The 20980-nt window shown below is 41.2% G+C and carries 20 protein-coding genes and 1 pseudogene (1 of these 21 cut by a window edge); 18 read left to right on the forward strand and 3 right to left on the reverse strand.

Features of this window, described 5'->3' with window-relative positions; genetic code table 11:
* Positions 1 to 292, forward strand: partial view of an ATP-dependent DNA helicase RecG gene (gene recG / locus AC4CS8_RS01775; protein WP_493893264.1) — the end only. It extends 1727 nt beyond the left edge of the window; only the last 292 of its 2019 coding nucleotides appear in the window; its start codon lies beyond the left edge, outside the window; its stop codon occupies positions 290 to 292.
* 249 nt (positions 293 to 541) lie between these two features.
* Here recG and AC4CS8_RS01780 read toward each other — a convergent pair whose 3' ends face one another.
* Positions 542 to 1501, reverse strand: a complete 960-nt coding sequence (locus tag AC4CS8_RS01780) for an asparaginase (protein WP_493893265.1) — start codon at positions 1499 to 1501, stop codon at positions 542 to 544.
* 69 nt (positions 1502 to 1570) lie between these two features.
* Here AC4CS8_RS01780 and AC4CS8_RS01785 point away from each other — a divergent pair.
* Positions 1571 to 2957 (forward strand): annotated as a pseudogene (locus tag AC4CS8_RS01785) (Cof-type HAD-IIB family hydrolase).
* Positions 2958 to 2960: 3 nt separating this feature from the next.
* On the opposite strand, the gene AC4CS8_RS01790 reads toward AC4CS8_RS01785, so the two are convergent.
* Positions 2961 to 3413 (reverse strand): universal stress protein, encoded by a 453-nt coding sequence (locus AC4CS8_RS01790; protein ID WP_493893266.1) that lies wholly within the window; start codon positions 3411 to 3413, stop codon positions 2961 to 2963.
* Positions 3414 to 3565: 152 nt separating this feature from the next.
* Here AC4CS8_RS01790 and AC4CS8_RS01795 point away from each other — a divergent pair, with 152 nt between their 5' ends.
* The 16 genes from AC4CS8_RS01795 (at position 3566) to AC4CS8_RS01870 (ending at position 19416) form a co-directional block, all read left to right on the forward strand.
* Positions 3566 to 4780 (forward strand): pyridoxal phosphate-dependent aminotransferase, encoded by a 1215-nt coding sequence (locus tag AC4CS8_RS01795; RefSeq protein ID WP_493893267.1) that lies wholly within the window; start codon positions 3566 to 3568, stop codon positions 4778 to 4780.
* A gap of 133 nt (positions 4781 to 4913) precedes the next feature.
* Complete coding sequence (gene codY, locus AC4CS8_RS01800; protein WP_493893268.1) at positions 4914 to 5702, forward strand: GTP-sensing pleiotropic transcriptional regulator CodY; 789 nt, start codon at positions 4914 to 4916, stop codon at positions 5700 to 5702.
* A 98-nt stretch (positions 5703 to 5800) separates the two neighbouring features.
* Positions 5801 to 6517 (forward strand): YebC/PmpR family DNA-binding transcriptional regulator, encoded by a 717-nt coding sequence (locus tag AC4CS8_RS01805; protein WP_493893269.1) that lies wholly within the window; start codon positions 5801 to 5803, stop codon positions 6515 to 6517.
* A gap of 348 nt (positions 6518 to 6865) precedes the next feature.
* Entirely contained in the window at positions 6866 to 7555 is a 690-nt protein-coding gene (locus tag AC4CS8_RS01810; protein ID WP_493893270.1) for a gamma-glutamyl-gamma-aminobutyrate hydrolase family protein, read from the forward strand.
* A gap of 155 nt (positions 7556 to 7710) precedes the next feature.
* On the forward strand, positions 7711 to 8589 hold the full coding sequence (locus AC4CS8_RS01815) for a MetQ/NlpA family ABC transporter substrate-binding protein (RefSeq protein ID WP_493893271.1): 879 nt from the start codon (positions 7711 to 7713) through the stop codon (positions 8587 to 8589).
* A gap of 141 nt (positions 8590 to 8730) precedes the next feature.
* Complete coding sequence (locus tag AC4CS8_RS01820; protein WP_493893272.1) at positions 8731 to 10107, forward strand: M20/M25/M40 family metallo-hydrolase; 1377 nt, start codon at positions 8731 to 8733, stop codon at positions 10105 to 10107.
* On the forward strand, positions 10100 to 11167 hold the full coding sequence (locus tag AC4CS8_RS01825) for a methionine ABC transporter ATP-binding protein (protein ID WP_493893273.1): 1068 nt from the start codon (positions 10100 to 10102) through the stop codon (positions 11165 to 11167). Before AC4CS8_RS01820 ends, AC4CS8_RS01825 begins: the two co-directional genes overlap by 8 nt.
* Entirely contained in the window at positions 11164 to 11856 is a 693-nt protein-coding gene (locus AC4CS8_RS01830) for a methionine ABC transporter permease (protein WP_493893274.1), read from the forward strand. Before AC4CS8_RS01825 ends, AC4CS8_RS01830 begins: the two co-directional genes overlap by 4 nt.
* 89 nt (positions 11857 to 11945) lie before the next feature.
* Positions 11946 to 13046 (forward strand): iron-containing alcohol dehydrogenase family protein, encoded by a 1101-nt coding sequence (locus AC4CS8_RS01835; RefSeq protein WP_493893275.1) that lies wholly within the window; start codon positions 11946 to 11948, stop codon positions 13044 to 13046.
* Positions 13039 to 13980 (forward strand): L-lactate dehydrogenase, encoded by a 942-nt coding sequence (locus AC4CS8_RS01840; protein ID WP_493893276.1) that lies wholly within the window; start codon positions 13039 to 13041, stop codon positions 13978 to 13980. The genes AC4CS8_RS01835 and AC4CS8_RS01840 overlap by 8 nt, the downstream gene beginning before the upstream one ends.
* Positions 13981 to 14042: 62 nt before the next feature.
* Positions 14043 to 14879: an aldo/keto reductase gene (locus AC4CS8_RS01845; protein WP_493893277.1), complete on the forward strand. Its 837-nt coding sequence runs from the start codon at positions 14043 to 14045 to the stop codon at positions 14877 to 14879.
* A gap of 454 nt (positions 14880 to 15333) precedes the next feature.
* Positions 15334 to 16251, forward strand: a complete 918-nt coding sequence (glyQ, locus tag AC4CS8_RS01850) for a glycine--tRNA ligase subunit alpha (RefSeq protein WP_493893278.1) — start codon at positions 15334 to 15336, stop codon at positions 16249 to 16251.
* Positions 16251 to 18287: a glycine--tRNA ligase subunit beta gene (gene glyS, locus AC4CS8_RS01855; protein WP_493893279.1), complete on the forward strand. Its 2037-nt coding sequence runs from the start codon at positions 16251 to 16253 to the stop codon at positions 18285 to 18287. The genes glyQ and glyS overlap by 1 nt, the downstream gene beginning before the upstream one ends.
* A gap of 194 nt (positions 18288 to 18481) precedes the next feature.
* Positions 18482 to 18730 (forward strand): hypothetical protein, encoded by a 249-nt coding sequence (locus AC4CS8_RS01860; RefSeq protein ID WP_493893280.1) that lies wholly within the window; start codon positions 18482 to 18484, stop codon positions 18728 to 18730.
* A gap of 18 nt (positions 18731 to 18748) precedes the next feature.
* Entirely contained in the window at positions 18749 to 19006 is a 258-nt protein-coding gene (locus AC4CS8_RS01865) for a DUF896 family protein (RefSeq protein ID WP_024378147.1), read from the forward strand.
* Between the two features lie 209 nt (positions 19007 to 19215).
* Positions 19216 to 19416, forward strand: a complete 201-nt coding sequence (locus AC4CS8_RS01870; protein WP_493893281.1) for a hypothetical protein — start codon at positions 19216 to 19218, stop codon at positions 19414 to 19416.
* A 197-nt stretch (positions 19417 to 19613) separates the two neighbouring features.
* Here AC4CS8_RS01870 and AC4CS8_RS01875 read toward each other — a convergent pair whose 3' ends face one another.
* Positions 19614 to 20951, reverse strand: coding sequence for an MATE family efflux transporter (locus AC4CS8_RS01875; protein ID WP_493893282.1), 1338 nt, complete (start codon positions 20949 to 20951; stop codon positions 19614 to 19616).
* Positions 20952 to 20980: the final 29 nt, after the last annotated feature.

Below are 20980 nucleotides of genomic sequence, written 5' to 3' on the forward strand. Positions count from 1 at the left end.
AGCTAATCCAAAAACTGATTCGGGGAAAGATCGAATGAAAATCATGACTGAAACAACAGATGGTTTTGTTTTGGCTGAGCAAGACTTGAAGATGCGCGGTTCAGGAGAAATTTTTGGTGTTCGACAGTCGGGGTTACCGGAATTTCAAGTGGCGAATATTATCGAAGATTACCCTATTTTAGAAGAAGCACGGCGAGTAGCCAATCAAATTGTTAATCAATCTGACTGGAAGGTTAATCCTGAATGGGCAGTTTTAGTTAAGAATATGCGTGAGAAGGATAATTTGGACTAAAATAATGATAAGGTAAAGAGCCTGCTTGGAATTTTGGTCTGCGGAAATGAGAAAGTTGGTTTCTAAACTTGATAGAGTTGTTTTCTATTTTTGATAACTTGGTTGATGTTATCTACTTTTTCATTTCATGCTGAGATGGAGTATTTATATGCGAAAACACCTCCGATTCTATTTTATTAGAAATAGCAGAGGTGTTTTCTTTTATATTTAATTTTTTACGATGAGTGTTCAGACTGTGTAGTCTTTTTGTTAGCCCTGAATATAATCAGATAGTTTTTGGCCTTCTAACCCTGCTTGGAGGGCGAAGAGGAGTTTGATTCGTGCTTTTTGTGCATTGAGTTCCTTAACAAAGAGGACTCCTTTTTGTTTGAGTTCTACTCCCCCACCCTGATAGGAATAAACAGCTTCTGCAATGCCATTGAAGCAACGAGAAACAAGCACAACAGGAATTTTTTTATCAAGCAATTTTTCGAGAGCTGGGAGAATTGTGGGAGGGAGGTTACCAGCGCCCAAGGCTTCTATGACTAAACCATCAATATGGCTTGTTGCAAGAGAGTCTAGTAAGATACTATCCATATCTGCATAGCTCTTAATAATTGGGACTAGACCGGTCACCTGTTCCAAATCAAATCGGACACGTGGTTCGGCAGTTTTGAAATATAAAATTTCCTTTTTAGTAATGAGTCCAAGTGGGCCATGGGTTGGTGTCTGAAAGGTGGAAAGATTTGTGGTGTGGGTTTTAGTGACGTATTTTGCTGCATGGATTTCATCATTCATAACAACGAGAACCCCTTTATCGCTAGAGCGGGAATCAGCAGCAACACGGAGAGCGGTTAGATAATTATAAACGCCATCACTCCCTAATTCGTTCGATGAGCGCATAGCTCCAGTTAAAACAAGAGGCTTAGCTGGAAGAACTAATGTATCTAGAAAATAGGCAGTTTCTTCCAGCGTATCAGTTCCATGAGTGATAACAAACCCGTCAAATTGATTAGCCTCCTCCTTGATTTTTTTTGCCAGAAGCATCATGTGATTCAAGTTAATATGAGGACTAGGTAGGTTGAAAAAATCAAGTGAAGTGACTTTTATATCCTCTAGTGGTGAGTCTAATTGTGTCATGGGATTAATATGACTGGAGGAAACTTGTCCTTTAGCATTAGCATGCATAGAGATAGTACCGCCAGTATGGAGAACGAGAATTTTTTTCATAGATTTTCAATTTCTTTCAAGTTTGTGATATACTAATTGTAACATAAAAGCAGAAAAGTGGGTGATATGGTGACAATTAAGGCTGTATTTTTTGATATGGATGGAACGCTGTTGACAGATAGTCGAACCATTAGTAAATCCACGATTGTCGCGATTAATGCTTTGAAAAAACAAGGGGTTTTGGTTGGCTTAGCGACAGGAAGAGATCCACAATTTCTTTTACCTTACATGGCTTCTTTGGGCTTGGATGTAGTGATTGCTTATAATGGTCAGTATATTTTTTCGCGTCAGGAGGTTCTATTTGAGCAAGCTCTTCAGCAAGAAGAATTGGACACTATAATTAAATTTGCAGAAATGAATCAGAAGGATCTATCTTTTGGTTTGGCACGAGGTGTTGCAGGCAGTGGTGTAATGCGTTTTGGGACTGGCAATGGTCTTTATTGGTTAGTTCGTTTAATCCCAGATTCTTGGGCAAGCGGCATTATATTTCTCTTTAATCGAGTAATTCGGAAATTAAAACCTCAAAAGAAGGTAAATTTTGATATTCTAAAACAGGAGCCTATTTATCAGATGATGTTGTTGGCTACGGAAAAAGAAACGCAAAAATTGGCTAGTTGTTATGATTTCTTGACTTTTACCAGATCAAGTCCTTACGCAACGGATGTGATTAGTAGAGGAAATTCGAAGCTTAAAGGTATTCTTCGTATCGGTGAACAATTTGGCTTTGATTCTCGTCAGGTTATGGTATTTGGAGATTCAAATAATGACTTGGAAATGTTGGCTGGGGTTGAGTATTCAGTTGCTATGAAGAATGGCACAAAATTGGCAAAGAAGACTGCTTCTTATGTGACAGACTCGAATAACAAAGATGGTATTTTTAAAGCTTTAGTACATTTTGGTTTGTTGGGTGAAGATTATGTTTCAGAGCAAAGATAGTAATTTTAATTGTGTAAAAGCTTTTCATGCAAAAATGGATGGGAGGACACAAGAGGTGGTACAGCCTTACTCTGCAGAAGAGTCTAGGCATCGTGCAGATTTTAAGTTAGAAGAATTGGTGGAATTTCTTCATGCTACAGCAGAGGATGAAGCTGAATTTAAGGAGTTGATTGCAGACTTACATCATGCTTTAGATCGTGCAGTAATCAAGGTTGGTCAGAAAGGCCTATCTGAAAATCCATTGGTAGATCAAGTTGATGCCTTGATTGATTTGCTCTATCTTACTTATGGGACTTTTGTGTTGATGGGAGTAGATCCGGCTCCTTTGTTTGATATTGTTCATAGAGCAAATATGGGGAAGATTTTTCCAGATGGAAAAGCACATTTTGATCCAAGGACTCATAAAATTCTTAAACCAGATGATTGGGAAGACAAATATGCCCCAGAGCCTGCTTTAAGAGAGGAGATGGCTAGGCAGATAGAAAGAAAAAATGATCTGAGTGTCCACTCAGATCATTAGGTGTTAAAGACTTTTATTTTCATCGCGAACGATGAGTAAATCGATAGATGCGTGACGTAGAATATATTCAGATGACGATCCGATAAGCAAGCGTTCAAAGGCATTAAGCCCTGTTGCACCAAGCATCATTAAATCAGCTCCGGTTTCTTTCGGAATATCGTGAGCTAAGAGTGTCTTAGGATTGCCCATTTCAATAACTACACGAACATCTAACAATCCTGCTTCGATAGCCTGGTCTTTATAAGTAGCTAAAAGACTCTGTGCCTCTTTTTCTAACGTCTCATAAACTGAAGCATCGAAGGCCGCTACGTTATGTAAAGCACGAGTGTCAATGACGTGGGCAATTATGAGGCGGGCTTGATTGCGCTTGGCTACATGAATAGCTTTATGGAGAGCAAGCTCTGCACCGACTGAGCCGTCAACTGCAACTAATATTGTTTTGTAAGATTGAATCATGCTATACACTCCTTTCATTACCGAGAGAGCGGGGTAAGACCAACTCTGGTTACATATATATTATAAGCTATTTGGTAGAAAAAGTAAAGTATTTCTTGTTATTTTTTTTAAATTAAGCTACAATAAGAGCATTAGAAAGTCGAGGTGACTCCATGAGAGAGTTTAATAAATCTATGAAATTAGACCATGTAGCCTATGATATTAGAGGTCCCGTCTTGGAAGAAGCTATGCGAATGCGGGCGAATGGTGAGCAAATTTTACGACTTAACACAGGTAATCCTGCAGAATTTGGTTTTACGGCACCCGATGAGGTTATTCATGACTTAATACACAATGCTCGTAAATCAGAGGGGTATTCAAATAGTAAAGGAATTTTTTCTGCTCGAAAGGCAATTATGCAGTATTGCCAGTTGAAGAAGTTTCCGAATGTGGACATTGAAGATATTTACTTGGGAAATGGAGTCAGTGAGTTGATCACAATGTCCATGCAAGGCCTATTGGATAACGGTGATGAAGTTCTTGTTCCGATGCCGGATTACCCTCTTTGGACGGCTGCTGTCAGTCTAGCTGGTGGACAGGCGGTTCATTATGTTTGTGATGAAAAGGCAAATTGGTATCCAGATTTAGATGATATGCGCTCTAAAATTAGCAGTCGTACAAAGGCTCTGGTTCTGATTAATCCTAACAATCCGACGGGAGCTCTTTATCCGAAGGAAGTCTTAGAAGAGATTGTAGAAATTGCACGGCAGAATGAGTTAATCATTTTTTCAGATGAGATTTATGATCGCATGGTATTCGACGGTGCTGTTCATATTCCAATTGCAACCTTGGCACCAGACTTGTTTGTAGTAACTATGAACGGCTTGTCAAAATCTCACCGCATTTGTGGTTTCCGTGTAGGTTGGATGGTATTGTCAGGAACTAAACATCATGTTAAAGGCTATATTGAAGGTCTGAATATGTTGTCGAATATGCGTTTGTGTTCCAATGTCTTAGCTCAACAGGTTGTGCAAACATCTTTGGGGGGATATCAATCTGTAGATGAGCTTTTGATTCCAGGTGGTCGTTTATATGAGCAACGAGAGTTTATCACTAAGGCAATCAACGATATCCCAGGGTTATCAGCGGTTAAACCTCAAGCTGGTCTCTACATATTCCCAAAAATTGACAGAGAGATGTATCGTGTAGATGATGATGAGCAGTTTGTTTTAGACTTCCTCAAACAGGAAAAAGTTCTTCTAGTACACGGACGTGGTTTTAACTGGAAAGATCCAGATCATTTCCGAATTGTTTATTTGCCACGCGTGGATGAATTGGCAGAAATCCAAGAGAAAATGACGCGTTTTTTACGACAGTATAAACGATAATAATAGAGACTGGAGAATATCCAGTCTTTTAAATTGTTGATATTTTTAAGACAATAGATAATTTTCTGATAATTGTTGAAATATACCTCTTTTTTTGTTATACTGAAAGCAATTACAGTGTAAAGAGGAAACTATGACAACATTACTAGAAAAAACGCGGAATATCACCTCTATCCTTAAACGTTCTGAGGAGCAACTCGCAGAGGAATTACCATATAATGCTATTGCGGAGCATCTGTCAGATATTATTGACTGCAATTCCTGCATTATTAATAGCGAAGGAGAAGTCCTTGGTTATCATATGAACTATAAAATCAACAATGATCGTGTTGAAGAATTTTTCTTAAACAAACAATTCCCGGAAGGATATGTCAAGGCAGTTGCTCAGGTCTATGATACACAAGTTAATCTCCCTGTAGAAAGTGAATTAACGGCTATTCCGATTGAGTCACGTGCGATTTATCCAAAAGGATTGACGACGATTGCCCCTATTCATGTGACCGGGATTCGTTTTGGTACTCTCATTATATGGAGAAACGAAGAGCGATTCCACGAAGATGATTTGATTTTGGTAGAAATTGCGGCAACAGTTGTTGGTATTCAGCTACTTAATTTCCAGAGAGAAGAGGATGAAAAGAATATTCGTAGAAAGGCGGCTGTTAATATGGCTGTCAATACGCTTTCTTACTCTGAAATGAAGGCAGTTGTGGCGATTTTGGGTGAATTGAACGGAAATGAGGGACAGTTGACGGCATCTGTGATTGCGGATCGTATCGGTATTACCCGATCAGTCATTGTCAATGCTTTGAGGAAGCTAGAAAGTGCGGGAATCATCGAAAGTCGTTCTTTGGGAATGAAGGGAACATATTTGAAAGTATTAATCCCTGCAATTTTTGATGAAATTAAGAAAAGAGATTATTAAGAGAGCCAGGCTCTCTTTTTCTCTCTGTAAAAGCACCTTCTCAACTGACACGATTTATGGTATAATAAAGCGATTTTATAAAATGTAGGAGGTTCCCCATGGGACGTAAATGGGCCAATATTGTAGCCAAAAAAACCGCAAAAGACGGTGCTAACTCAAAAATTTACGCCAAGTTTGGTGTTGAAATCTATGTAGCAGCGAAAAAGGGTGACCCGGATCCAGAAACAAACTCAGCGCTGAAATTCGTTATCGACCGTGCTAAGCAAGCGCAGGTTCCAAAGCATATCATTGATAAGGCCATTGACAAGGCAAAGGGCAATACAGATGAAACTTTCGTAGAAGGTCGTTACGAAGGCTTTGGGCCAAATGGTTCTATGATTATTGTTGATACTTTGACATCAAACGTAAACCGTACAGCAGCCAATGTTCGCTCTGCTTTTGGTAAAAACGGCGGAAACATGGGTGCTTCTGGTTCAGTATCATTTATGTTTGATAAAAAAGGTGTAGTAGTATTTGCTGGTGACGATGCAGATGCAATCTTTGAATTGCTTTTAGAAGCGGATGTAGAAGTGGATGATGTAGAGGTAGAAGGAGGCGCAGTCACAGTTTATACAGCCCCAACTGATTTGCATAAAGCCATCGTGGCATTGAAAGAATCAGGTATCCAAGAGTTTAATGTAACAGAACTTGAAATGATACCACAATCAGAAGTATCACTTGAAGGCGATGACCTTGCAACATTTGAAAAACTCTATGACGCCCTCGAAGACGACGAAGACGTCCAAAAAATCTACACGAATGTAGATGGGTTTTAATATAAAAAAGTGCTAGTAGCACTTTTTTTATACTAAAAGGTTAGAAATAGAAATCGTCGGTAGACGATTCTCCTTGTACGTGGGACGTCCTAGAAGGTTGGAAATGAGAACTGCCGGGAGGCAGTTTTCTTTGTATCTAAGAGTCCGGGGGACAGTCATTTTTATTAGAAGGTTGGATTGAGGACAGAATGGCGAATGATAGTTTTTTTACTGTTATTTTCTTCTACATATAGGTTGTTTATGCCAATTGGCTACCTAGATAAAAAAATTTAAAGTTTTGATAAGAAAACTATATTAGACAGAGAAGATGCCCTGTGGTATGATGGGAAAAACGAAGGAGGGATGGGCATGAAGAAAGTTATCGTAGGTATTACAGGAAACGAAAGAGAATTACCAATCCTATCTGGCAAAAAGTTTATAACAGTAGCTAGGGAAATGGCTGATGGAGTGAGAGAAGCTGGAGGATTGCCAATCGTCATTCCTGTAGGAGACCCAGCTCTAGCAGATGATTATGTAGGGATGGTAGATAAGCTAATTCTTTCGGGAGGTCAGCATGTAGAACCTAGTTTTTATGGAGAGGAGAAATTGGTTGATAGTGGTGACTATCTCTTGGAGAGAGATCGATTTGAGTTAGCTTTGATTGAATCGGCTTTGAAGCAAGGGAAACCGATTTTTGCAGTATGCCGTGGAATGCAGCTACTAAACGTTGCATTGGGAGGAAGTTTGCAACAGGTTGTTGAAAATCATTGGCAAACGGTCTCAGACGGGACTTCCCATAGTTTAGAAGTGAAGCCACAAAGTCAGATTAGCCAATTATTTCAACAGGGAAGTCAAATTAATTCTTTTCATACTCAACGGATTAAACGGCTTGCTCCAACGCTTGTTGCTACAGGAATTGATCCACGTGATAATACGATTGAGGCATATGAAAGCCGTGTGGGGCAAAGTTTATTGGGAATTCAGTGGCACCCAGAATACCTCCATCATGATTGTGAGGATAATAGACGACTGTTCCGATTTTTGGTAGAAAAACTATAGGGAATAGAAAAAATGAGAATCCCATGGCAAAACTAATAGCCATATGTGTATTGGTTATAGTTTTTGTTTATATCAAAGCATAAAAAAAGTCAATTGGTCAGAATTTATTTTCTGTGATAAGATAAGTATAGTTCAAATTTAAGGAGTTACTTTTTATGAAATTGAAAAAATTGTTTTCTTTTGCAGCAGTAGCTGCATTGTCTGTCGCAACACTTGCAGCGTGTGGTTCAAGTAGTTCTAGTACCGAGTCTTCTGATACTGAAACTATCAAAGTCGGAATTATGACTCGTGATGATTATACTACAGAATTATGGGATAAGATTACAGAATTGGCTGCAGAAGAAGGTGTAACAGTTGAATTAACTGAGTTTACAGATTATTCACAACCGAATAAAGCCTTGGCTGAAGGTGATGTAGACGTCAATGCTTTTCAACATATTTACTTCTTGAATAACTGGAATGAAGAAAATGGTGGTGACTTACAAGTTGCAGGTTACACTATCTACAGCCCGATTCGTTTCTATTCAGGAGTGACAGGTGATGAGGACAAGTACACTTCTATTGATGCTATTCCTAACGGTGCAGAAATTGCAGTACCGAATGATGCAACGAATGAAAGTCGTGCCCTATTCTTGCTCGAATCAGCAGGCTTAATCGAGTTGGATGTAGAAGATGGGGAGTTGGCAACACTTGCTGACATTACTAAAAATCCGAAAAACATTACCATTACAGAATTGGATGCTAGCCAAACAGCTCGCTCCCTTGAATCAGTAGATGGAGCGGTTATCAACAATAACTACGCTAAAGAAGCTGGTTTGGATACTGATAAGGCACTCTATATCGAGCAAAAAGGTGCGAATACAGAAGTATGGTACAATGTAATCGCAGCACAAAACGGATGGGAAGATTCAGACAAAGCTAAGGCTATTAAAGCGTTGATTGCTGCTTACAATACAGATGAAGTAGCGGAAATCGTTGAGCGTGCTTCTGGTGGTACTGATTTCCCAATCTGGGACGAAGTTTCAACGAAATAAGTATTTGTAGAATACTACAAAAGTTATCCCTTGTTTTTCAAAGTATGCTGAATACTAGATGGGAATAGGGAAGGATAGGGAGTAGAGGAAGCTGGTGACAATTGTTTCAGCTTCTCTTCCTATTTTTAGAGAGGATTGTTCATGGCATTTTTAAGTGAAAAAGAGCAGATAAAAAAATTTTGGCAAGACCAAATTGTTCAGGAAGATATTGACCACTTGCGGTTTTTTATTCGCAAAAAATCAATCTTTGCTCAACAGATTGGTTTAGAAGAGGCTGCAGACTTCTTGAAGACTTTGTTTGAGGAAGCGGGGGCAGAAGTCTTAGTGGATAAGTCATATGCGGCACCGTTTGTTCTCGCTAAATTTACATCACCTAACCCAGAAGCAAAGACGCTGATTTTTTATAATCATTATGATACGGTACCTGCAGATAGTGATCAGATTTGGCTCAAGGGGAAACCTTTTGAGTTGACAATTACAGAAGATAGTATGTATGGTCGCGGAGTAGATGATGATAAGGGACATATTATTGCTCGTCTGTCTGCTGTGAAAAAATACTTGAAAAAGAATGGGAAATTGCCTGTTAATATCCTTTTTGTCATGGAGGGAGCGGAAGAATCAGCTTCTGTCGATTTAGATAAATATCTAACGAAGTACAAGGGTCAACTTTACAAAGCTGATTTACTGATTTGGGAACAGGGGATTCGGAATCATCAAGACCAGCTAGTGATTGCTGGAGGTAATAAGGGGATTGTGACATTTGATGTAGCAGTCAAGAGTGCTGCTTTGGACATTCATTCTTCTTTTGGTGGTGTAATTGAATCGGCAGCATGGTATCTGGTACAAGCCTTAAATAGTTTGCGGAATGTTGATGGGACTATAACGGTTCCCGGTATTTATGACCAAGTTCAACAACCAAATGATCGAGAGCTTGCCTTAGTGGAGGAGTTTGCACTTCAAGACGAATTTGGTTTACGTGAAGTGTATGGACTAGAATTACCTCTTCTAAGCAATGATAGAAAAGAATTGCTGAGACGTTTGTATTTTGAACCCTCCATCAATATTGAAGGTTTAACAAGTGGCTATCAGGGGCAAGGTGTTAAAACTATTTTACCAGCTCAGGCTTCTGCTAAAATGGAAGTTCGTCTAGTACCTGGCTTAACTCCTGAAGGTGTTCTAAAAAGTATTCGTAAGCATTTTGAGAGTAATGGTTTTGAGAAGGTGGAAGTGACCTATACTTTAGGAGAGGAATCTTACCGTTCTGACATGTCAGCGCCAGCTATTTTACAACTGATTGATTTAGCTAAAGATTTTTATCCTAAGGGAGTTGCAGTTTTACCAACTTCTCCGGGAACTGGACCTATGCACACAGTTTTTCATGCACTAGGTGTTCCAATTGCAGGATTTGGCTTAGGTCACGAAGGTAGCCGTGATCATGCGGGTGATGAAAATATTAAGATTGCAGATTATATTGCACATGTAGAATTAGTAGAGGAGTTAATAGGAGCTTATGAGTAAGGAAATCATAAAATTAGATCATATTGATGTGACCTTCCAACAGAAAAATCGAAAGATTACAGCGGTGAAAGATGTCAGTATTCACATTAACCAGGGAGATATTTATGGAATCGTTGGTTATTCGGGGGCTGGGAAGTCTACCTTAGTTCGCGTTATCAATCTTTTACAGGTGCCGTCTGCTGGAAAAATTACAATTGGGGAAGATGTGATTTTTGAGGGGGAGAAAGTGACTCTTACCCCAGCACAGTTGCGGGAAAAACGTCGGGAAATAGGGATGATTTTTCAGCACTTTAACTTGATGGCGCAATCTACGGCTGCGGAAAATGTAGCTTTTGCTCTTAAGCATTCTGGTCTTTCAAAAGATGAAAAAGCAGAAAAAGTAAAAAAATTATTAGATTTGGTAGGTTTGTCGGATCGTGCTGATAATTATCCAGCGCAATTATCAGGTGGGCAAAAGCAACGTGTAGCTATTGCGCGTGCGCTCGCTAATGATCCTAAAATCTTGATTTCTGATGAATCTACTTCAGCATTGGATCCTAAAACGACTAAGCAAATTTTAGCTCTATTGCAAGAACTCAATGAAAAATTGGGCTTGACTATCGTTCTCATTACTCACGAAATGCAAATTGTAAAAGACATTTCCAATCGTGTGGCAGTTATGCAGGACGGTCAATTGATTGAAGAGGGTTCTGTACTGGAAATTTTCTCTCATCCGAAAGAAGAGTTAACTCAAGATTTCATTAAAACAGCAACAGGAATTGATGAAGCTTTAGTTAAGATTAATCAGCAGGATATTGTTCAGAATCTACCTGAAAATAGTGTATTAGTCCAACTCAAATATTCTGGATCGAGTACGGATACTGCTATTGTAAATGATCTTTATAAATTTTATCAGGTATCATCAAATATTCTTTATGGTAATATTGAGATCCTAGATCATACGCCAGTTGGAGAATTAGTAGTTATCTTATCAGGAGAGCCTGATCGCTTGAAGACAGCACTTTCAGCTGTTCGTGATGCGAATGTGGATGTGATGATTTTGAAAGGAGAGATTGAATGAATGCATGGATTGAAACGACATTTGAAAATGTGATAAAGATGGGATGGGATACCTCCTATGGGTGGAAAGCGGCTATAGAATCGACTATTTACATGACATTTTGGTCCTTTGTTTTCGGAGGGTTATTGGGGCTCGTGACGGGATTGTTGTTGGTTTTAACAGGTCCGAGAGGGGTTCTTGAGAATAAGTATGTTTTTTGGGTACTTGATAAAGTTGCTTCGTTCTTTCGGGCGGTACCTTTCATCATCCTCTTGGCCTTTATATCCCCAGTTACCCGATTAATTGTAGGAACAGGTATTGGAGCTACAGCTGCTTTGGTTCCCTTATCATTGTCTGTATTTCCTTTTTACGCTCGTCAGGTACAGGTTGTATTGTCTGAATTGGATAGAGGTGTAGTTGAAGCAGCACAAGCTTCAGGAGCAACGATTCCGGATATTATAGGTGTCTATCTTCGAGAAGGACTTCCGGATTTGATTCGTGTAACGACCCTTACCTTGATTTCGCTGATTGGTTATACAACAATGGCGGGAGCGATTGGATCAGGAGGATTGGGCAACGTAGCTATTTCTTATGGTTATAACCGTTCTGATCATGATGTAACTTTTCTTGCGACCTTGTTGATTCTCTTGATGATTTTCTTTGTTCAATTTCTCGGAGATTTTATCACTAAGAAGATTAATCATCGTTAAGGATTTGATAATCAATGGAAACAAAGACAAGGAAAATCCGTCTGTGTCTTTGTTTTTTGTCTTTATAGAAATAAGAAAGGAAGTCGAGTATGGAATTTTCGAAATTAGTCCGTGGAGAGCCAGGACAATATGTAGCTGCTCAAGGAAGTTTGAAGGAGTTACCGGAACGATTGCGTTTATTTAGGCAACCTGTCGTTATTACGGGAAAAAAATCCTATGCAGCTTTTGTGAAACATTTTGGCAGAGAGTGTGATTGGCCGGTACTTTTTTACGATGGAACAGCTAGCCATGAAGATATGGAACGATTAGCTGCGCAAGCCAAAGAACTTGGTGCGGATGTTCTCGTTGGTATTGGTGGTGGGAAGGTTATGGATACAACCAAGGGAACGGCTGACCGAATTGGGGTTGAAGTGGTACTGGTTCCCACTCTTGCAGCTACCTGTGCTTGCTCAACTCCGCTCCTTGTAGCCTATTATCCTGATCATAGTTTTAAATCTGTCGATTACTGTCAGCGGTCGGGCTTTATGACTTTGGTGGATTACAACCTATTGATCGAAGCGCCTAAGCAATATTTGATTAGTGGTATCTCAGATACCTTAGCTAAGTGGTATGAATTAGAGGCTATTCATCGTGGTAAGAATCCTGCAGAACTTCCTGCACTTATTCAACTAGCCCTAGCAACAGCTAGTGTTAGCAAGAATATTCTTCTTGAAGACACAGAGGCTGCATTGTTGGCGGCAGACCAAAAAAAGGTTACTCCAGCCTTTAAACGCATGGTAGATACGATTTATGCAGTAGCAGCGAATGTCGGCTGTCAAACCAGTGATTATGTGTCTGGTGCACATGCTATCCATAATGGCTTGACAGTCCTTCCTGAAACGCACTCGATAGTACATGGAATAAAAGTAGCTTACGGCATATTGGTTCAATTGTGTGTGACAGGAAATGAAGAGGAAGTCCTGCAACTATTTCCTTACTATAAGAAAAATAACTTTCTGTACAGTTGGGATCAATTGAATATCACTGAGGATAAACAGACTGCTCAGCTAAAAGTAGCTCGGCATGCTGCTTCGCAGGAGGAGACCTTTATCTTGCTTAATCCTAGTTTAACGCCAGATGATATTCTAGTTGCTATCAATCGTTTAGATGAGCTGGCAGCGGACTTTGATAGAGGAGAAGTATATGGCTAGAAAAATAGGGATTATCGGTTTGGGACATGTAGGTGCTACTCTATTACATGATCTTGTAGCTCACTCGACATTTGATACTTATGTGCTAATTGATAAGAATGAGAAAAAGGTTGCTGCAGATGTTTTAGATATGCAGGATAGAATAGCCAATTCTGGTCAAGAAGCGACATTTATTATAAATGATTATGTGGCATTATCGGATGCTGATATTGTAGTCTCTAGTCTGGGAAATATCCAGCTTCAAGGGAACGCTTCTAAGAGTCGTTTTGCAGAACTACCTTTTACTAGTCAGGAGATTAAGCAGGTTTCAGAAAATTTAAAACAGTCAGGATTTTCAGGTGTTCTTATTGTTATCACAAATCCTGTGGATATTATTACCCAACTTTATCAGGAGTATACAGGTTTTCCGAAAGAGCGGGTGATTGGTACGGGTACATTGTTAGATACTGCACGGATGCAACGTGCAGTAGGACAACAATTTTCAGTATCTCCTACCAGTATTTCTGGATATAACTTAGGAGAGCATGGGAACTCTCAATTTACTGCTTGGAGTCAAGTGCGGGTTGGGCAAACTCCTATTACAGATTTGTTGTCAACAGAGGAACTAGCTCAATTAGCTGAGGAGGCACGCATGGGTGGGCATACAGTTTTCTTCGGTAAAGGATATACCAATTTTGGAATTGCAGCAGCAGCTAATCGTTTGATTGAGGCAGTCTTAGGCAATAGTCGAGTGGTTTTACCTGTATCTCATTATTATGCAGCTTCCAACGTTTATCTAGGCTATCCAGCGGTGATCGGCCAAGCCGGAATTGAGCGGACATTGGAATTAAAACTGACAGAGAATGAACGTACTCTCTTGGAACAGTCAGCAAAAGCCATTCGAGAACGGTTAGAAGTGGCTAGATTAGGTGATTGGAATAAGTTGATTTTGTAGTAAAATAGAGCCAGTTGGCTCTATTTTTGCTATACTAGAAATAGAAAGTGGAGGAAATACACATGAAACACTATTTGATGAACAATGGTTTAACCATTCCAGCAGTTGGTTTTGGTACTTATCAATCTCAGGATGGTCAGGAAGTCTATCAGGCTGTTTCAGCTGCTTTGAAAGCAGGCTACCGCCATATTGATACGGCGGCTTTTTATGGAAATGAGGTCAGCATCGGTCAAGCGATCAAGGATTCAGGAATTCCGAGGGAAGAGCTTTTTATCACTACTAAATTATGGAATGATGCTCATGGTTATGAGGAGGCTAAGCAGGCTTTCGCGACGTCCTTGGAGAAGTTAGGGTTAGACTATATTGATTTATATTTGATTCATTGGCCAAACCCGGTAGGTATTCGCGACCGTTGGCAAGAGGCTAATGCGGCTACTTGGAAGGCCATGGAAGAGCTAGTTGCAGAAGGAAAAATTCGTACCATTGGTGTCAGCAATTTTATGATACACCATTTGGAAGAACTCTTAAAAACGGCGACCATTGTACCAGCTGTCAATCAAATTCGCTTGGCTCCAGGAGTTTATCAGGAAGACATCGTAGCCTACTGTAAGGACAAGAGAATTATCATTGAGGCTTGGAGTCCGCTTGGTCGTGGAGAACTATTCAGTCATCCAACCATGTTGGAATTAGCTGAAAAATACGGGAAAACAGTTGCTCAGATTGCACTCGCTTGGTCTTGGTCTCACGGGTTTTTACCTCTGCCTAAGTCAGTGACGGAGAGCCGCATCATCGAAAACCTTGATTTTCAGGATATTGAACTGGAGGAGGCAGATATTCAGAAAATTACCGCTATTACAGGTGTGACTGGGGCTTATGATCCTGATGAAGTGAATTTTTAAGCTGTATTCTTTCTAGACAAACCGCATTTTTTCTGCTACAATACTAAACATGAAAGAAGGTTGTTTCAAAAGCCTGTCTAGCGAGCTTGGGAGAGTGAAAGCCAAGCCAGTCTTGAAATAATTGGCACTTTCCTAGTCGTGACCTTGTCCGACTCAATTAGAATCATACAAATGAAGTAATAAATTAGGGTGGAACCGCGTTCTCAACGCCCCTATGTCTGTTGACAAGGGAAGAGAATGTGGTTCTTTTTGTCTGATAGACTGATTTAATGGAGGATACTATGTCAAAAATTAACCTTTCACCGCGTCAGTGGCATAATCTCCTTTCAGTCGAATTGCCACACGCTCATTGCTATGGCGCCTGAGCTAGACGCTGTACTAGTTCGCCTTTCCTAGCATTGTCGGCTAGGAAGGCTCACGTCGCAAGAACATTTAACATAGAAAGAAGGAAATTATGTCAAAAAAACTTACATTCCAAGAAATTATCTTGACTTTACAACAATTTTGGAATGAGCAGGGGTGCTTGCTCATGCAGGCTTATGATACGGAAAAAGGTGCGGGGACTATGAGCCCATATACCTTCTTGCGTGCGATCGGTCCTGAGCCTTGGAATGCGGCTTATGTTGAGCCAAGTCGTCGTCCGGCGGATGGTCGTTACGGGGAAAACCCAAACCGTCTCTATCAGCACCACCAATTCCAAGTAGTCATGAAGCCATCTCCATCTAATATCCAAGAACTTTACTTGGAGTCTTTGGAGCGTTTAGGGATTAATCCCTTGGAACATGACATTCGTTTCGTTGAGGACAACTGGGAAAACCCATCAACTGGTTCAGCTGGTCTAGGTTGGGAAGTCTGGTTGGATGGTATGGAAATCACCCAATTTACTTATTTCCAACAGGTTGGTGGCTTGGCGACTGGTCCTGTTACAGCAGAAGTGACCTACGGTTTGGAGCGTTTGGCTTCTTATATCCAAGAAGTTGACTCTGTTTACGATATTGAGTGGGCTGACGGCGTTAAATACGGAGAAATCTTTATTCAGCCAGAGTACGAACACTCAAAATACTCTTTTGAAGTATCAGACCAAGATATGCTCCTTGAAAACTTTACTAAGTTTGAAAAAGAAGCAGAGCGTGCTTTGGCAGAAGGGTTGGTTCACCCTGCCTTTGACTATGTGCTCAAGTGTTCGCATACCTTCAACCTGCTGGATGCGCGTGGAGCTGTGTCTGTAACCGAGCGTGCAGGCTACATTGCCCGTATCCGTAACCTTGCTCGTGTCGTTGCCAAGACCTTTGTGGCAGAGCGCAAGAAACTGGGCTTCCCACTTTTAGACGAAGCAACACGAGCAGAATTGTTGAAGGAGGACGCAGAATAATGACAAAGAATTTACTTGTTGAACTTGGTTTGGAAGAAATTCCTGCCTACATCGTAACCCCAGCCATGCACCAGTTGCGTGACCGCATGGCGACTTTTTTGACAGACAACCGTTTGGCTTTTGATAGCATCGATGTCTTTTCAACGCCACGCCGTTTGGCTGTTCGTGTGCGTGGTTTGGCAGACCAGCAGACTGACTTGACGGAAGATTTCAAGGGTCCTGCTAAGAAGATTGCCTTGGATGCAGACGGAAACTTCACTAAAGCTGCAGAAGGCTTTGTCCGTGGCAAAGGCTTGACGACAGCTGACATTGAGTTCCGCGAGATCAAGGGCGAAGAGTATGTTTATGTGACCAAACACGAAGCAGGTCAGCCAGCTAAGGCAGTCTTGGCGGGCATTCCAGAGGTTTTGAAGGCTATGACCTTCCCTGTCAGCATGAACTGGGCATCCAACAAATTCGCCTACATCCGTCCTGTCCACACCTTGACCGTTCTCTTGGATGACGAAGCATTGGATATGGATTTCTTGGACATTACATCCGCTCGCATCAGCCGTGGTCATCGTTTCCTTGGAAATGAAACTGAGATTGCAAGTGCAGATTCTTACGAGGCAGACTTGCGTGAACAGTTTGTCATTACAGATCCCGCAGAGCGTCAAAATATGATTGTTGAGCAAATCAAGGCTATCGAGGACAAACACAATGTGACAGTTGAGATTGATGAAGATTTGCTCAATGAAGTTCTCAACCTGGTCGAGTACCCAACTGCCTTCATGGGTTCTTTTGACACTAAATATTTGGAAGTACCAGAAGAGGTTTTGGTAACTTCCATGAAAAACCACCAACGATACTTTGTGGTGCGTGATAAGTCTGGCAAACTCTTGCCAAACTTCATCTCCGTCCGCAACGGGAACGACCAGCAACTTGACAATGTTATCAAAGGGAATGAAAAAGTCTTGGTGGCTCGTTTGGAAGACGGCGAGTTCTTCTGGCGTGAAGACCAAAAACTCAAGATTACTGACTTGGTAGAACGCCTCAAAGTCGTGACCTTCCATGAGAAAATCGGCTCACTTTACGAGCACATGGAACGCACCAAGGTTATCGCAGAAAAACTGGCTGACTTGGCAGGCTTGTCTGCGGATGAGAAGGCAGATGTGGCGCGTGCGGCGGACATCTACAAGTTTGACCTCTTGACAGGCATGGTCGGCGAGTTTGATGAATTGCAAGGGATTATGGGTGAGAAGTATGCCCTTCTTGCAGGGGAAAAACCTGCGGTGGCAGTAGCTATCCGTGAGCACTACTTGCCAAACTCAGCAGAAGGCGAGTTGCCTGAAAGCAAGGTCGGTGCGGTTTTGGCGCTGGCTGATAAATTTGATACCCTCCTATCCTTCTTCTCAGTTGGCTTGATTCCATCTGGTTCCAACGACCCTTACGCTCTTCGTCGTGCAACACAAGGTATCGTTCGGATTTTGGAAGCGTTTGGTTGGGAAATTCCATTGGATCAGTTGATTGCGGAGCTCTACAGCTTGAATTTTGCTAGTTTGACTTACGACAACCAGCCAGCTGTGATGGACTTTATCCGTGCCCGTGTAGAGAAGATGATGGACAAGGTGATTCCGAAAGACATCCGTGAGGCTGTACTGGCTAGCTCAACCTTTGTGGTCAGACTGCAACTGGCAGCCAGCTCTGCTATTTTCCAAAAATCAAAAGAGGCTGACTACAAGGAAGCCGTGGAAAACTTGTCACGGGTCTTCAACTTGGCTGAAAAGGCTGAGGCGACTGTCATTGACGAGGCCCTCTTCGAAAACGAGCAGGAGAAAGCACTTGCTGCAGCAGTGGCTGGCTTGGAGTTGACAGAAGATATGGCGGGCAACTTGGACAAGCTCTTTGCTCTCAGCCCAGTCATCGCGGCCTTCTTCGACAATACCATGGTTATGGCGGACGACGCAGCGGTCAAAGCCAACCGTTTGGCTCTCTTGAAAGCCTTGGCGGATAAGGCAAGTGCTGTGGCGGTCTTCAATCTCTTGAATAGTAAGTAGGTAGTATGTCTCTTTTCAGAATTATAGAGTTGTATGTTATCATTCCTTTGCAAGCTTTGGCGATGATTGTTATTATAGTATTCCTTTTTCGTTGGATGTGGCGAACATCTAAGATAGAAAAGGGTAATGCTAAACCTGCTATTCGCAAAAAATGCAAACAGAAACTATGTACTGCTGAAACTCAAGGACGTTTTATGAGGCGACTACGTTTCAAGAAGAATTATGTCTATGTTTATGCTTATGATGTGGATGGAAAAACCTATGAAATTTATGATGTTATAATTTATAAGATAGGTGAAGTTATTAAGTTAGGTCCAATTCCGGTTAGTTATACAGGCAAAAGACAATTAGAGAATGTTGATGTGGTGAGAATTGCCTATAATCCTCTGATGCCACAGGAAGCGTATTTACCGGACAATCAAGGGAAGTGGACCGTGTTTTAAGAGATAAAAGGAGTTATTATGGAACAAGCAAAAATTGATCGCATCAATGAATTGGCCCGCAAGAAAAAGGCGGAAGGCTTGACAGAGGAGGAGTTGCAGGAGCAAGCAGCTCTTCGTGAGGAGTACATTGAGGGCTATCGCCGTAGCGTGCGTGCCCATGTGGAAGGCATCAAGATTGTTGATGAGGATGGCAACGATGTGACGCCTGAAAAACTTCGTCAAGTCCAACGTGAAAAAGGCTTGCATGGCCGTAGTTTAGATGATCCTAATTCGTAAGATTTAGTGTGCTAAAAAAACAAGAGAGTTTTTTGGGCAGACTTTTCTGAGTTAGTGTCAACATCTCAGCGCAGTGGTTGATTGACAGATTTTTTCGTGCAACCCCTCCAAATCTGTTCTAATCAACTATGCGGGGGCGAGACGACGAACTCAGTTTGAGTGCTGTCTCGCTCCCTTTTTTTGCTATATTAGGAAAAAGGAGGTTGGTCATGAAAAAATTGATGTATGCCTTGTTGGTGATTGCCTATTTTACAGTAGCTTATTTGTCGGTTTATGTCCTTCCTTATTATTTTGTCGGAGCCATCATGGGGGCGGCTGGAGCCAGTCTTGGTGCTGGTTTCAAGCAGTTCAAGGAAGTACAAGCTTGTCCTGAGAAGCCCTTGGTAGCTTATTTTAAGTGGAGTAAGTAAATGACAGGGTTCATATTATTGGTCATTTTGGGTCTAACTCTTTTTGTCAGTCTCATATTAGAGTTTAATTGGCAATATGGCTTAGCTTTTTTAGTGGCTATCAGCTACGCTGCGCTCTGGAATATCCTTCATATCCAATTTCTACGGAAATACTATTTTAAAAACGCATGATGAAAATCATGCGTTTTCTACGATTCCTAAATATTCTGTCCATTTTTCAAACGTTTCATAAAGATGATGGAACTTGGGATGAGAACTATGATGCTACCAATCCAGGCAGCCGGGTTGGCAGCAGCTGTTCCATAAAAACCAAAATAGTGCATGCCGATGATAGCGACAGCAGCACGGAAAATCAATTCTCCAAAACCTGCCAGCGTTGGAATCAATCCTTTTCCTAGTCCTTGTATAAAACTTCTCAAAATAAAGAGGCTGGCAACAATCCAGTAGCAAGAACCATTTATAATATAGTAAACAAGTGCCAAATCTAATACGGTTTGACTAGCATTTGGGAGAAAAAGACTGGAGAAGAAACGGTTACCCATGATGAGTAAGATTGCAAATACGATCGACCAAGCAATATCGAGCCAAAGTGCCTGACGGACTCCTTCGCGGATACGATCATAGAGCTTAGCACCGTAGTTTTGAGCGGTAAAGGTAGAAATAGCCAGCCCCAGATTGACCATAGGTAGCATAGCCAGCTGGTCGGTTCGTAGAGCAATGGATTGGGCTGCGATGGCATCTGTTCCTAATTGATTGACCATAATTTGCAGGGTAATAGCTCCAATAGCGATGATGCTAGCTTGAAATCCCATAGGAAAACCAAGTTGAGCGTGGCGGATTAGGTTTTCTTTGTCTAAGGTTAAATCGCTCCAAGTCAGATGAAATTGTGGGACTTTACGATAGATATAAATAATGAGATATAGAACAGAGAAGGCCTGAGCAGTAATAGTAGCAAAACCAGCTCCAAATACTCCCCATCTCATATTGAGAATAAAGAAGAAATCAAGTCCAATATTGATAAAGCAAGCAATGATTAGGGCGACTAAAGGAGTTTTGGAATTTCCTAGGCTTCGGATAGCACTCGATAGGAAGTTATAAAAAACAGTAAAGGTCAACCCGCCAAATATGGCAATTAAAAAGTGTTCAGAATGTAGAATAATGTCCGCAGGTGTCTGCATGAGTTCCAAAATCGGTCGCAGAAAGGTCATGGACAAGACTGTCAGAACCAAACTAATACAGCAGGCATAGAATAGTCCATGAACAAAGGATTTTTTTAGCCCCTCCCAGTCTCCAGCTCCAAATCGCTGAGCAGTCACAATGGTCAATCCATTCGTTACTCCTTGAGCAAATCCGATAATTAGAAAGGTCAAGCTAGCAGTTGAACCGACACTTGCAAAGGCGGTCTTTCCTAAGGTATGTCCGACAATCATAGAGTCTGCAAAGTTATAGGCTAGCTGAAAGAAGCTTCCTATCAAGAGGGGGTTGGCAAATTGGAGAATAACCCGGATGGGTTTTCCCTGTGTTAAATCTTTCATCAATTCTCCTTGTGAAAACAAGCTAGCTT

It is taken from the genome of Streptococcus sp. NSSLK0004 (assembly GCF_059039125.1).

What these genes read in the sequence shown, in the direction of transcription:
- AC4CS8_RS01780 (WP_493893265.1), bottom strand. Translation starts at nt 1,501, where the DNA reads ATGAAAAAAATTCTCGTTCTCCATACTGGCGGTACTATCTCTATGCAT.
- AC4CS8_RS01790 (WP_493893266.1), bottom strand. Translation starts at nt 3,413, where the DNA reads ATGATTCAATCTTACAAAACAATATTAGTTGCAGTTGACGGCTCAGTC.
- AC4CS8_RS01795 (WP_493893267.1), top strand. Translation starts at nt 3,566, where the DNA reads ATGAGAGAGTTTAATAAATCTATGAAATTAGACCATGTAGCCTATGAT.
- codY (WP_493893268.1), top strand. Translation starts at nt 4,914, where the DNA reads ATGACAACATTACTAGAAAAAACGCGGAATATCACCTCTATCCTTAAA.
- AC4CS8_RS01805 (WP_493893269.1), top strand. Translation starts at nt 5,801, where the DNA reads ATGGGACGTAAATGGGCCAATATTGTAGCCAAAAAAACCGCAAAAGAC.
- AC4CS8_RS01810 (WP_493893270.1), top strand. Translation starts at nt 6,866, where the DNA reads ATGAAGAAAGTTATCGTAGGTATTACAGGAAACGAAAGAGAATTACCA.
- AC4CS8_RS01815 (WP_493893271.1), top strand. Translation starts at nt 7,711, where the DNA reads ATGAAATTGAAAAAATTGTTTTCTTTTGCAGCAGTAGCTGCATTGTCT.
- AC4CS8_RS01820 (WP_493893272.1), top strand. Translation starts at nt 8,731, where the DNA reads ATGGCATTTTTAAGTGAAAAAGAGCAGATAAAAAAATTTTGGCAAGAC.
- AC4CS8_RS01825 (WP_493893273.1), top strand. Translation starts at nt 10,100, where the DNA reads ATGAGTAAGGAAATCATAAAATTAGATCATATTGATGTGACCTTCCAA.
- AC4CS8_RS01830 (WP_493893274.1), top strand. Translation starts at nt 11,164, where the DNA reads ATGAATGCATGGATTGAAACGACATTTGAAAATGTGATAAAGATGGGA.
- AC4CS8_RS01835 (WP_493893275.1), top strand. Translation starts at nt 11,946, where the DNA reads ATGGAATTTTCGAAATTAGTCCGTGGAGAGCCAGGACAATATGTAGCT.
- AC4CS8_RS01840 (WP_493893276.1), top strand. Translation starts at nt 13,039, where the DNA reads ATGGCTAGAAAAATAGGGATTATCGGTTTGGGACATGTAGGTGCTACT.
- AC4CS8_RS01845 (WP_493893277.1), top strand. Translation starts at nt 14,043, where the DNA reads ATGAAACACTATTTGATGAACAATGGTTTAACCATTCCAGCAGTTGGT.
- glyQ (WP_493893278.1), top strand. Translation starts at nt 15,334, where the DNA reads ATGTCAAAAAAACTTACATTCCAAGAAATTATCTTGACTTTACAACAA.
- glyS (WP_493893279.1), top strand. Translation starts at nt 16,251, where the DNA reads ATGACAAAGAATTTACTTGTTGAACTTGGTTTGGAAGAAATTCCTGCC.
- AC4CS8_RS01860 (WP_493893280.1), top strand. Translation starts at nt 18,482, where the DNA reads ATGAGGCGACTACGTTTCAAGAAGAATTATGTCTATGTTTATGCTTAT.
- AC4CS8_RS01865 (WP_024378147.1), top strand. Translation starts at nt 18,749, where the DNA reads ATGGAACAAGCAAAAATTGATCGCATCAATGAATTGGCCCGCAAGAAA.
- AC4CS8_RS01870 (WP_493893281.1), top strand. Translation starts at nt 19,216, where the DNA reads ATGAAAAAATTGATGTATGCCTTGTTGGTGATTGCCTATTTTACAGTA.
- AC4CS8_RS01875 (WP_493893282.1), bottom strand. Translation starts at nt 20,951, where the DNA reads ATGAAAGATTTAACACAGGGAAAACCCATCCGGGTTATTCTCCAATTT.